This is a genomic window from Dactylosporangium sp. CA-233914 (assembly GCF_050942935.1).
Classification (GTDB): domain Bacteria; phylum Actinomycetota; class Actinomycetes; order Mycobacteriales; family Micromonosporaceae; genus Dactylosporangium.
Window position 1 is genome coordinate 36,196 of the sequence record NZ_CP192030.1, and the last position, 12,309, is coordinate 48,504.

Here is a 12,309-nt window from a genome sequence, read left to right on the forward strand (position 1 = left end):
GACGCGACGCGCTGCGGGCCGACGGAACGCAAGCCTTGGTCCCAGCGGACCCGCATCGACCACCGCGGCATCTCGTAACACGCAACACGCAACACCATCGGGCGCACGTCGACAGGGCGGAGCCGGTCCGGGCCTGCCCGCACGCAGGTCTCGGGCTCCGTACCGCGCCCACCTATGCAGTACCGAGGATCGATAACTACCGAAGGGTCTCACTTCCACATGAAGACGTGGGTTCGTAAGTCGCTCAATGTGGGCGTGCTTTCCGCGGGCTTCCTGCTCGTCTCGGGCGGGGCCGCGCACGCCGCTGACTGGACGACGGGGTACAACGCCGGCCTGCTCAACGGCAATCAGCTCGACACCACGCTGCAGGTGCCGGTCAACGTCTGCGGCAACTCCATCGCCGTGCTCGGCTTCGCCGACGCGCACTGCGGTGGCGGCGCGACCGCGGTCAAGGCCGAGAGCGCCAGCGCCACCGAGAGCGCCACCACCGAGGACTGGACGACCGGCTACAACGCCGGCGTGCTCAACGGCAATCAGCTCGACACCACGCTGCAGGTGCCGGTCAACGTCAGCGGCAACGCCATCTCGGTGCTCGGCTTCTCCAGCGCCTCCTCGGCCGGCGGTGCCACCGCGGTCAAGGGCGACCTGGGCGGCTCGGACAACGGCGGGCGCCGCCACCACCGCCACGGCGGCGACGGCCGGGGCAACGGCAACGGCAACTACAACGCGGGCAGCAACGGCTCCTACGCGGGCGATGCCAACGGCGACTACACCGAGAGCGCCGCGAACCGCACCGAGGACTGGACCTCGGGCTACAACGCGGGCCTGCTCAACGGCAACCAGCTCGACACCACGCTGCAGCTGCCGGTCAACGTCAGCGGCAACTCGATCGCGATCCTCGGCTTCTCCAGCGCGTCCAGCCAGGGCGGCGCCTGGGCGGTCAAGGGCGAGAGCGCCCAGGCCACCGAGAGCGCGCGCACCGAGGCGAGCCACACCACCGGCTACAACGCGGGCCTGCTCAACGGCAACCAGCTGGACACCACGCTGCAGCTGCCGATCAACCTCTGCGGCAACTCGATTGCGATCCTCGGCTTCTCCAGCGCCAGCTGCGGCGGCGGGGCGACCGCGGTCAAGGGTGACGGCTGGGGCAACGGCAACGGCTCCGACAACGGCGGCCACGGCCACGGGCACGGGCACGGCAACGGCAACGGCCAGGGCAACGGCAACGGCGGGTACGACGGCGACGGCGGCGCGAACGGCGGCTACGGCGGCGACGCCAACGCCAACGGCGGCTACGGCGACGACAACGGCTCGGACAACGGCGCCTACGCCAACAGCAACGGCAACGCCTCGACGACGCACAAGGTGAGCAACAAGTCGCACAAGTCGCACAAGTCGATCGACCTGGGCGAGCACGCCAAGAAGAAGAACACCGGCAAGAAGCACCACACCGGCACCGGCGCGGGCCTGTCGCCCGCCAGCAACCCGGGCTACGGCAACGGCAACAGCAACGGGGTCGGCGACGACAACGGGTACGACGGCAACGGCAACGGCAACGGGAACGGCAACGGCGACGACAACGGCGGCCGTCGTCACCACCGTCACCACGACGGCCGGGGCAACGGCAACGGCATGGGCAACGGCGGCGCCACCGCGGTGAAGGGCGGCTGCAGCGACTGGACCACCGGGTTCAACGCGGGCCTGCTCAACGGCAACCAGCTGGACACCACGCTGCAGCTGCCGATCAACATCAGCGGCAACGCGGTCTCGATCCTGGGCTTCTCGCAGGCCCAGAGCTCGGGCGGGGCGGTCGCGCTCTCCTGCTGACGCGGTAGCGGTACCCCCTGATCCACAGGGGGTACCAGGACCCTATGGCACAAGCCGACCCGTGTCCGGAAAAGGTCCGTCTCCGCACTGTTGGTACTTCACCTCCGCGTCGGCTAGCCTGAACGATCGTTAGGTATGAACGATCGTTCAGGCAGCCGACGCGGAGGTCGCACCATGGAGGGTGATGCCCTCAGCCAGACGCGCAAGCGGGTCGAGGCCGGCGGCGCGGAGAAGTATCATGCGGCCAACGCCGCCCGGGGCAAGCTCTTCGCCCGGGAGCGGGTCGCCTTGCTCGTCGACGAGGGCTCCTTCGTCGAGGACGGGCTGTTCGCCAACGCCCTGGCCGACGGGCTCCCGGCCGACGGCGTGATAACCGGCTCGGCCACCGTCGACGGGCGGCCGATCTGCCTCATGGCCAACGACTCCACCGTCAAGGCGGGCTCCTGGGGCGCCCGGACGGTCGAGAAGATCATCCGGAGCATCGAACAGGCCTACGCGACCGGTGTGCCGATGGTGTACCTCGTGGACTCCGCCGGCGCGCGGATCACCGACCAGGTCGAGCTCTTCCCCGGCCGCCGCGGCGCCGGCAAGATCTTCCACACGCAGGTCCGGGCCAGCGGCAGCATCCCGCAGGCCTGCGCGCTCTTCGGCCCCTCGGCCGCCGGCGGTGCCTACATCCCGGCGTTCTGCGACGTCGTGGCGATGGTCGAGGGCAACGCGTCGATGTATCTCGGATCCGACCGCATGGTCGAGATGGTCACCGGCGAGAAGACGACGCTCGAGGCCATGGGCGGCGCCCGCGTGCACTGCGCCGAGAGCGGGGTCGGGCACTTCCTGTGCAAGACCGAGCAGGACGCCATCGAGACCGTCCGGCGCTACCTGTCGTACCTCCCGTCGAACTGGACCGCCGAGCCCCCGGCGGCGCCGGCGCGGGCCGAGACCGGTATGCCCGAGATCCCGGCCAGCGAGCGGCAGGCCTTCGACATGCGCAAGGTCGTGCGCGGCCTGCTCGACGAGGACTCGTTCTTCGAGATCCAGGCGCTGTGGGCGCGCGAGCTCACGGTCGGCTTCGGCCGCCTCGACGGCCAGGCCGTCGGCGTCGTCGCCAACAACTCGATGTTCAAGGGCGGCGTGCTCTTCGTCGACTCCGCCGACAAGGCGACCCGGTTCGTCCAGCTCTGCGACGCCTTCAACGTCCCGCTGCTCTTCCTCGCCGACGTCCCCGGCTTCATGGTCGGCTCCGCGGTGGAGAAGCAGGGCATCATCCGTCACGGCGCCAAGATGATCACCGCGATCTCCGAGGCGACCGTGGCCAAGATCTGCGTCGTGCTCCGCAAGGCGTATGGTGCCGGCCTCTACGCGATGGCCGGCCCCGGCTTCGAGCCCGACGCCACCATCGCGCTGCCCACCGCGAAGATCGCGGTCATGGGCGCCGAGGCCGCGGTCAACGCGGTCTACGCCAACAAGATCGCCGCGATGGAGGACGAGGGCGCGCGGGCCGAGTTCGTGGCGGCCAGACGCGCCGACTACGAGCGCGACATCGACATCATGCGGCTGGCCGGCGAGCTCGTCGTCGACACCGTCGTGGAACCGGCGGCGCTGCGCGGCGAACTGGTGCGCCGTTTCGCCGCGGCCCGGGGCAAGGACCGCGCGTTCTCCCGCCGCCGGCACGGCGTCACACCGGTCTGAGGAGGGTGGAAAATCATGGTCGACTTCTCTCTCGGCGAGGAGCTCGAGGCGCTGCGCGACAGCGTCCGGGAGTTCGCCCACGACGTGGTCGCCCCCGTGATCGGCGACTACTACGAGCGGCACGCGTTCCCCTACGACCTGGTCCGCCAGATGGGGAAGATGGGGCTGTTCGGGCTGCCCTTCCCGGAGGAGTACGGCGGGATGGGCGGCGACTACTTCGCGCTCTGCGTCGCCCTGGAGGAGCTCGCGCGCGTCGACTCGTCGATCGCCGTGACCCTCGAGGCCGGGATCTCGCTCGGTGCGATGCCCATCTACCGTTACGGCACGCCGGCCCAGAAGGAGCGGTGGCTGCCCCGTCTCACCTCGGGCGAGGCGCTGGCCGCGTTCGGCCTGACCGAGCCGGGCGCCGGCAGCGACGCGGGCGGCACCCGGACCCGCGCGGTGCTCGACGAGGCGAGCGGCGAGTGGGTGATCAACGGGTCGAAGGCCTTCATCACCAACTCCGGCACCGACATCACCGCGCTGGTCACGGTCACCGCGGTCACCGGCGTCAACCCCGACGGCAGCAAGGAGCTCTCGGCGATCATCGTGCCGAGCGGCACGCCGGGCTTCACCGTTCAGCCCGCGTACTCCAAGGTCGGCTGGTGCGCCTCCGACACCCACGAGCTGACCTTCGAGGACGTGCGCGTGCCGGCCGAGAACCTGCTCGGCGAGCGGGGCCGCGGCTACGCCCAGTTCCTGCGCATCCTCGACGAGGGCCGGGTCGCGTTCGCCGCGCTCGGGGTCGGGCTCGCCCAGGGCTGCGTGGACGAGTCGGTCGCCTATGCCCGGCAGCGGCAGGCGTTCGGCCACGCGATCGGGGACTTCCAGGCGATCCAGTTCAAGATCGCGGATATGGAGAGCCGGGCGCACATGGCCCGGCTGGCGTACTACGACGCGGCGAGCCGGCTGGTCAGTGGGCGTGACTTCAAGCGCCAGGCGGCGATCGCGAAGCTCGCCTCCAGCGATGCGGCGATGATCAACGCGCGCGAGGCGACACAGGTGCACGGCGGCTACGGGTTCATGAACGAGACGCCGGTCGGGCGCATGTATCGCGACGCCAAGGTCCTGGAGATCGGGGAGGGCACGTCCGAGGTCCAGCGGATGATCATCTCGCGGTCGATGGGGCTCTAGATCGGCCAGGTGTGGACAGGGACGTTCTCGTGCAGGCCCTCGGCGTATCGCTGCAGCATCTGCCGGAGGGCCGCGGACCGGTCCAGGCCGCGCTCCTCCAGCCCGTGCACGACCCGGGTCTGCCAGGCGGCGCCGTTGATCCCGGTGCGGCACCGGCCCTCGATGACGCCGAGGAGCCGGTCGCGGATCGCCGCCCGCACCCCGAAGCGGTCCAGCCCGGCCTCGGCCAGCGGCAGCAGCTCGCGCAGCACGAGGTCGGGGACCGCCACCTCGCCGAGCTCGGGCCACCAGACCCGCGCGTCGAGCCCCTCGCGGGCGGCGATGTGAAAGTTCTCCTCGGCCGCCGAGAACGACATCTGCGTCCAGATCGGACGGTCCTGCTCGCACAGCTCCCGGACCAGGCCGAAGTAGAACGCGGCGTTGGCGAGCTGGTCGACGACGGTCGGGCCGGCCGGCAGGACCCGGTTCTCGACGCGCAGGTGAGGACGGTTGTTCATGATGTCGTACACCGGCCGGTTCCATCGGTAGATGGTGCCGTTGTGCAGCCGGAGCTCGCCCAGCCGCGGCACTCCGCCGGCCTCGAGCACCGCCACCGGGTCCTCGTCCTCGGTGATCGGCAGCAGCGGCGGGAAGTAGCGCACGTTCTCCTCGAACAGGTCGAAGATCGAGGTGATCCAGCGCTCCCCGAACCAGACCCGCGGCCGCACGCCCTGCGCCTTGAGCTCCTCCGGCCGCGTGTCGGTGGCCTGCTCGAACAGCGCGATGCGGGTCTCGGCCCACAGGCGCCGCCCGAACAGGAAGGGCGAGTTGGCGCCGACGGCGACCTGGACGCCCGCGATGGCCTGGGAGGCGTTCCAGTACATCGCGAAATCCTCCGGCGCCACCTGCAGGTGGAACTGGATGCTCGTGCAGGCGGACTCGCCGGCGATCGAGTCGGACTGCGCCTCGAGGCGCTCCTCGCCGCGGATGTCCAGCGCGATGTACTCGCCCCGCGCGTTGATGATCTGGTCGTTGAGCAGCCGGTATCGCGGCTCGTTGGACATGTTCGCGAGCACCAGGTGCTCCGGCCGCAGCGTGGGGAGGATGCCGATCAGCACGAGCCGGGCGTCGGACTTGCGGGCCCGCTCGTCGGCGTGCACGAGGCTCGCGAGGACCTCGCGCTCGTACACCTCCAGGCCGTCGCCCTCGATGACCCGCGGCGCCACGTTGATCTCGAGGTTGAACTGGCCGAGCTCGGTCTGGAACGTCGGGTCGGCCAGGTCGGCGAGGACCTCGGCGTTGCGCATGGCGGGCTGCGCGTCCGGGTCGATGAGGTTGACCTCGATCTCCAGGCCGGTCATCGGCCGGTCGGAGTCGAAGCGGAAGTCGTTGAGCATGAGCGCGAAGACGTCGAGGCAGCGGCGCACCTTACGTCTGTAGCGAGCGCGGTCCTCACGCGAGAAGGATCCCCGTGTGACGTCCTGGCCCATGCATGCCCCCTGGCCCATCTTGGACCCCTCACGTTAGGAGCAGTCCAGATGTACCGCTAGGGACAAAGCGGACATGAAGTCAGCCGAGGGTGAGCGAAACCTTGCAGAGGGTGGGAGATTTCGCCCACCCTCTGCACGATGGCCAAACTCCGACGTTGGCGTTTTATCGGATATGCCGTGAGATTTCAGCCCTGGCGGACGGCCTCGGCGCCGATCTCGATCTTGACCTTCTTGCCGACGAGCACGCCGCCGGTCTCCAGCGCCTGGTTCCAGGTGATGCCGAACTCCTCGCGGTCGATCTCGGTCGTGGCGGAGAAGCCGATGACCTCCTGGCCCCACGGGCTCTTGGCGTGGCCCTCGAACTCGACATCGAGCTCGACCTCGCGGGTGACGTCGCGGATCGTCAGGTCGCCGACCAGCTTGAACTCGTTGCCGGACAGGCCCGTGACGCGCTTGCTCTTGAAGGTCAGCGCCGGCCACTGCTCGACGTTGAGGAAGTCGGGGCTGCGCAGGTGGCCGTCACGGTCCGCCACGCCGGTGTCGATGCTGGCCGCGTCGATGCTCACCTCGACGCTTGACTCCAGCGGGTTCTCGGCGACGACGATGCTGCCGCTGGCGCTGGTGAAGCCGCCGCGCACCTTGCTCACCATCATGTGCCGGGCGACGAAGCCGACGCGCGTGTGGGCCGGGTCGATCTCGAACTTGCCGGGCGTGGGGATGGTGAGACCGTTGTACTCGCGGGTGTTGGCGGGTGCCGTCATGGTGACTCCCTCAGTTGTGCGGTGACGAAGAAGATTGTCGCGGCAAATATACACTCGACAGACTCTCGTGCGTCAAGCTCTCTGTTAGGCTTGCACTGTGACCGACGAAATGCTGGAAGATCCGCGAATCACCGCCATCGGCCTGTTCATGGAGGCCTTCTCCGGTGTCAACGCGCGGCTCAACGTCCAGCTGGCCGAGCACGGGCTCGGTAACGTCGATTTCGAGGTGCTGGTGCGGCTGGCGCGCTCGCCGGGCGGCGAACTGCGCATGACGGACCTGGCCGCCCAGACCGGGCTCTCCACCAGCGGCGTGACCCGGGTCGTCGATCGCCTGGAGCGGGACGGCCTGGCGACGCGGCGCGCCTGCCCGACGGACCGGCGGGGCTCCTTCACGGTGATCACGCCGGTCGGGCTGGCCAAGATGCGCGAGGTCCTGCCGGGGCACCTGACGCTGATCGACGCGTGGTTCACCGGCCCGCTCTCGGCCGCAGAGCTGGACGCCCTGCTGGGCGGCCTGCGCAAGATCCGCGACGCGGTCCGGCCGGAGGCGACCTCGGGTGTGCCGTCGATGCGTTCCGCGGCCGCCTGAGCGATCACACCTTCCACCTTCGTTGGCGACGCTGCGTCAGCGGGCGCCTACCGGCAGGATTACCGGCAGGTCTGGGCGGCGCGTGCGGTACAACTCGGAATCGGGCTAGCCTTCCGCGGGCACGGGCGAAGTTAGGTGGGTAGGCGTGTCCACGCACCCAGGGGGTCTTCGTCCGTGCCCACCAGGGTGTCGAGCAGGCGATGTTCGCGGGGGAGGAGCCGGATGCGGGCTCGCTCACGCAGGCCCGACAGCTCTTGCAGGGCGCGGTCGCGCCGGGCGGGTCCGGCGGTCACGGCCAGGCCGACCAGGGCCTCGAGCACGTCACGGGCATCGTCGCGGCCGGCCAGGAGGTTCGCGGCGACCTCGAACGCGCTCGCCGCTTGGGCTCGTTCCCCGCGCGACAGCGCCAGGTAGCCGTTGACCAGGGCGGATGTGCCGGCACTGTCGGGTACTGACGCCAGTTCCGCCAGCACCGGCAACGCCTCGGTGTGGCGCCCGGTCTCGGCGAAGGTCTGGCCGAGCGTGCCCAGGACGCGCACACGATGGGCCGGGTCGCCCACCTCGGCGATCGCGGTCGCGGCGCGGCGGGCCAGGGCGACGGCCTCGTCGAAGCGCCCGTCCAGCCGTGCGATCTCGGCGAGATTGGCCTCGATCACGGCCCGCAGGCGGGCGTCGCCGGCCTCGGCCGCGCGCCGGCCGGCGCCCTCGAGCCGCCAGGCCGCCGTGCCCAGGTCGCCGACCAGGACGTCGAGCCACGCGAGGTTGTTCTGCGCGACGGCGATCTCGCGGGCCCGCCCGGTGCGGATGGCCAGGCCGAGCGCGGCCTCGTTGTGGTGGCGCGCCTCGTCCGGGCCGCCGAGCGCCTGCCAGACCCCGGCGAGCAGCGCCCGCGCGGTGAGCTCGCCGGTGACGTCGCCGCGATCGGTGAGTACCCCCAGCGCCGACTCGGTCGCGCACAGCTCGCCGGCCCCGCGCCCGTGCGCGGAGGCGAGCATGGCCGCGCCGACCTGGGCCCACGCGCGCGTGCCCGGATCACAGGCCTGCGTGCGGCGGTCGTCGAGGAGGCGGCGTAGCAGGTGGTACCCCTCGACGTCGCGTCCGCGCAGCCGGCACCACCTCGGAAGGGCTCCGGCGAGGCGGAGCGCGAGCTCGGGGTCACGCACCGCGGAGTATCGCAGCGCGGCGCGGATGTCGCTGTTGAGGTAGTCCAGCCGCAGGACCGCCGCCGCGCTGCCGGCCCCGGTCAGCTCCGCCGAGACGCGCACCACGGCCCGCGTGACGACGTCGGCGTGCCGCTGCCGCGCGGCGCGCAGCTCACCGGCCTCCGCGCACCGCTCCGAGGCGAAGTCGAACACCACGTCGAGCAGGCGGAACCGCAGGTCGCCCGGCCCGCGCACGCTCACCAGCCCCAGGCTGACCAGCCGGTCGAGGACCGCCTCGACGTCCTCGACCACCCCTTCGAGCAGGGCCTCGGCCAGCTCGACGGACCATTTCCCGCGGAACACCGATAGCCGGCGCAGCGCCGCCTGCTCGCGATCGGCGAGCAGTTGATAGCTGTCCGCGACGGTGTCACGCAGCCGGCGCCCCGCCGGGTCCGTGGGCGCGAGGTCCAGGATCCGGTTGCCGTATCGCGAGAGCAGCTCCCCCAGCTCCAGCACCCGCCCCCGCGCCGCGGCCAGCTCGATCGCCAGCGGCAGCCCGTCGAGCCGGCGCACCAGCTCCCCGATCGTGGGGATCTCGTCGTCGCGGGCGGGCTCCCGGCGCACGGCGCGCAGCCGCTCCACGAACAGCGCCACCGCCGGCAGCCGGCGCAGCGCCGCCGGGTCCTGCGGCCGGGTCGCCGGCACCTCGAGCGGCTGGACCTGCCAGTCGACGGCGCCCGGCACCTCGGCGGCGAGTGGTCTCCGGCTCGTCACGACAATCCGGATGGCCGGGACCCGGGCGCGCAGCCAGGCGATCGCCTCGATCGACGCGCTCGGGGCCCGGTCGACGCCGTCGATCACCAACAACGCCGGGGGCGCGCTTCGGGAGCCGTACCGCTCGGTCAGCTCCTCGGCCCTGGCCACCCCGAAGACGGAGGCGACGGCGGAGAAAATGTCGGTGGGCTGGGATATGTTCGTGACGGTCACCGCGACGGCGGTCCGGCCGGCCGCCGCCATCGCGTGGGCCACCGCCAGCGCGAGCCCGGACTTGCCGACGCCCGCCATCCCGATCAGCGCGACGACCTCCGCGGCCGATCCGGGCTCCTGCCGGTCGCTTGCGAGCAAGGCCAGCAGTTCGGTGATGTCGGCGTCGCGGCCGAACATGGGTGGGATGGTGGGCAGCGGCAGCGTGCCCCGGCCCGGGCGGGCGCTCGCGCGGTGCCGGCCGCCGTTCGGGGAGTCGTCGCCGCTGGGGTCCGGGGCGCCCGGCGGCGAAAGTTGGGGGCGGTTCATCGCGGCGCTGAGGAAGGCGTCGCGGTCGGCGCCGGTCAGGTTCAGGGCGTCGGCCAGCAGCGACAGGGTGTTGCGCTGCGGGCGGGCGACGCGGCCGCGCTCGAGCTCGCGGAGGGTGCGGACGCCGAGGTGGGCCCGCGCCGCCAGTTCATCCTGGGTGAGTCCCCTGGCCAGACGGCCGGCTCGGAGCGCCGCGGCGAAGCCCTCCGCTACTGGAGACATGTTGAGGAAGGGTACTCGAGCGACTGGACCGCGACCCCTGTCAATATCTCAATTATGACAGACGTCGGCGCCGGAGCCGCGGCGCCCACCAGTTCCACCGGTCCAGCATGCTCATGAGGGACGGCAGGAGCAGCCCGCGCACGACCGTCACGTCGATGAGGAGCGCGACGGTCATGCCGACCCCGATCTCCTTCACCGCGACCAGGCCGCCGGCGGCGAAGCCGAGGAACACGATCCCGATGCACACGGCCGCCGCGGTGACGACCGGCCCCGAGCGGGCGATGCCGCGCAGCACGGCGCGATCGGTGTCCGGCCGCCGGTCGTACTCCTCCTTGATCCGCGCCAGCAGGAACACCTCGTAGTCCATCGACAGACCGAAGATGAACACGAACAGCAGCACCGGCGTGGTCAGGTCGAGCCCGCCCCAGGAGTCGAAGAACAGGGGGATCTGCCCCCAGCCCCACTGGAACACCACGACCAGCACCCCGAGCGTCGCGGCCAGGGTCAGCAGGTTCATGAGGACGGCCTTGACCGGGATGACCAGCGAACCGGTCAGCGCGAAGAGCAGTACCACGGTCACGACCAGCACGATGAGCGCCGCCGCGGGCAGGCGCCCGGCGAGCGAGTCGCGATAGTCGACCACCTCGGCGGCCGGCCCGGTCACCCACTTCGCGAACGGCGTGGGCATGGCGCGCACGTGGCGCACGAGGTCGTACCCCTGCGCGTCGCCGACCCCGCCCTTGGGCGTCAGGTCGAGGATGGTCCACCCGTCGGGCACGTCGCCGCGCACGTCCTGCCGCAGCACCTCACCGTGCAGCTCGTTGCCGATTCGGTTCATCAGATCGCGGACGTCGGCCCGCTCAGGCCCGGCCCGCAGGAGCACCGTGACCGCCGGTGGCTCGCTGTTGGAGAACTTTGATTCCCAGATGTCGTACGCCCGCCGCGCCTCGTTCGACCCCGGCAGCGCCCGGGCATCGGAGTTGGCCAGATTCGCCCCGAGCAGCGGCGCGGCCAGCACCAGCAGCCCGACGGTCGCCCCGAGCGCGACCCGCGCGGGGTCCCGCTGCGCCCGGGCTGCCAGCCGGGCCAGCAGACCCGCCCGGTCTCGCGCTGTTCCGGTCGCTCGCCTCGGCCGGATTCGCGATCCGCACAGCGCGATCATCGCCGGTACCAGCGTCAGCGCGGCCACCGTCGCCAGCGCCACCACCGCCGCCCCGCCCAGGGCGACCGCGGCGAGCAGCGGTTCGGCGAACGCGGTCAGCCCGGCCAGCGTCAACGTCACCGCCAGCCCGGAGATCGCCACCGCGCGCCCGGCCCGGCCCATGGCCACGCTCAGCGCCTCGGCGGGCTCGTGACGCGCCAGCTCCTCGCGGTACCGCGCGACGATCAGCAGCGAGTAGTCCACCGCGAGCCCGATGCCGAGCAGGCTCACCACGTTCAGTGAATACTCGCTCACCCGCGTGACGTGACTCAGCCCGAGCAGCACCAGCAGCGACCCGGTGACCCCGGCAACCGCGACGGCCAGCGGCAGCGTGGCGGCGAGCAGCCCGCCGAAGAATAGGAAGAGCGCCACGAGCAGCGCCGCGAACGCGATGCTCTCACCGATCGCGAGGTCGTGCACGGACTGGTCGGCAAAGGCCCGTTCCGCCAATTTCGTACCGCCGACCGCCACGCTCGGCGCCGCGATGCGCTCGAGCCGGTCACGTACCCGATCCTCGAGCGCCTCGCGCGGGGCATCCGCGAGGCCGGGTTCGAGCTCGACCTGGACGCTGACGCTGCGGTTGTCCGCGCCGATGCGCCCGCCGACGCCGGTGTAGAGGTCGTGGACCTCCTTGACCCCGGGCCAGCCGCGAATCTCCTTGGCCGCGTCGCTGACGGTGGCCACGAGCGCCGGGTCGTACGGCGCGACGCCCTCGATCACCGCGAACACGATCGACCCGGTCGGCGCCACCTCGTCGATGCGCCGCTGCCCGGCGGCGGACTCGCTGTCGGCCCGGTTGGTCCCCGTCGTGACCAGGCGATCGAACAGCCCGCCACCGAACACCGCGCCGGCGATCGTCACCGCCAGCCAGACGCCGACCACCACCCAGCGCCCGCGGGCCATGAGCGCGCCGAGTTTCGCGAACATCGAGATATGCAAGCAC

The 12,309-nt window shown here is 71.4% G+C and carries 8 protein-coding genes; 4 read left to right on the plus strand and 4 right to left on the minus strand.

The genetic code is table 11. From position 1 onward, the window contains the following. Positions 1–219 precede the first annotated feature (219 nt). The 3 genes from ACQPY0_RS00170 (at position 220) to ACQPY0_RS00180 (ending at position 4,689) form a co-directional block, all read left to right on the plus strand. The gene (locus ACQPY0_RS00170) at positions 220–1,827 is read left to right on the plus strand and encodes a chaplin family protein (RefSeq protein WP_432982708.1); all 1,608 of its coding nucleotides are present in this window, start codon (positions 220–222) and stop codon (positions 1,825–1,827) included. 174 nt (positions 1,828–2,001) lie between these two features. Then, on the plus strand, positions 2,002–3,516 hold the full coding sequence (locus ACQPY0_RS00175; RefSeq protein ID WP_432982711.1) for an acyl-CoA carboxylase subunit beta: 1,515 nt from the start codon (positions 2,002–2,004) through the stop codon (positions 3,514–3,516). 15 nt (positions 3,517–3,531) lie between these two features. Continuing rightward, a complete protein-coding gene (locus ACQPY0_RS00180; RefSeq protein ID WP_432982714.1) occupies positions 3,532–4,689 on the plus strand; it encodes an acyl-CoA dehydrogenase family protein in 1,158 nt (385 codons plus the stop codon). On the opposite strand, the gene ACQPY0_RS00185 is transcribed toward ACQPY0_RS00180, so the two are convergent. Together ACQPY0_RS00185 and ACQPY0_RS00190 are read right to left on the minus strand one after the other, a co-directional pair. Further along, the gene (locus ACQPY0_RS00185; protein ID WP_432982717.1) at positions 4,686–6,158 is read right to left on the minus strand and encodes a glutamate--cysteine ligase; all 1,473 of its coding nucleotides are present in this window, start codon (positions 6,156–6,158) and stop codon (positions 4,686–4,688) included. The genes ACQPY0_RS00180 and ACQPY0_RS00185 overlap by 4 nt on opposite strands. A gap of 185 nt (positions 6,159–6,343) precedes the next feature. Continuing rightward, positions 6,344–6,919: a YceI family protein gene (locus ACQPY0_RS00190; RefSeq protein WP_432982720.1), complete on the minus strand. Its 576-nt coding sequence runs from the start codon at positions 6,917–6,919 to the stop codon at positions 6,344–6,346. A 97-nt stretch (positions 6,920–7,016) separates the two neighbouring features. Between ACQPY0_RS00190 and ACQPY0_RS00195 the strand changes: the two genes are divergently transcribed. Beyond that, positions 7,017–7,508, plus strand: coding sequence for a MarR family winged helix-turn-helix transcriptional regulator (locus ACQPY0_RS00195; protein ID WP_432982723.1), 492 nt, complete (start codon positions 7,017–7,019; stop codon positions 7,506–7,508). A 131-nt stretch (positions 7,509–7,639) separates the two neighbouring features. Here ACQPY0_RS00195 and ACQPY0_RS00200 read toward each other — a convergent pair whose 3' ends face one another. Then, entirely contained in the window at positions 7,640–10,165 is a 2,526-nt protein-coding gene (locus ACQPY0_RS00200; protein ID WP_432982726.1) for an ATP-binding protein, read from the minus strand. A 52-nt stretch (positions 10,166–10,217) separates the two neighbouring features. Beyond that, entirely contained in the window at positions 10,218–12,293 is a 2,076-nt protein-coding gene (locus tag ACQPY0_RS00205) for an MMPL family transporter (protein WP_432982729.1), read from the minus strand. Between the last annotated feature and the right edge of the window lie 16 nt (positions 12,294–12,309).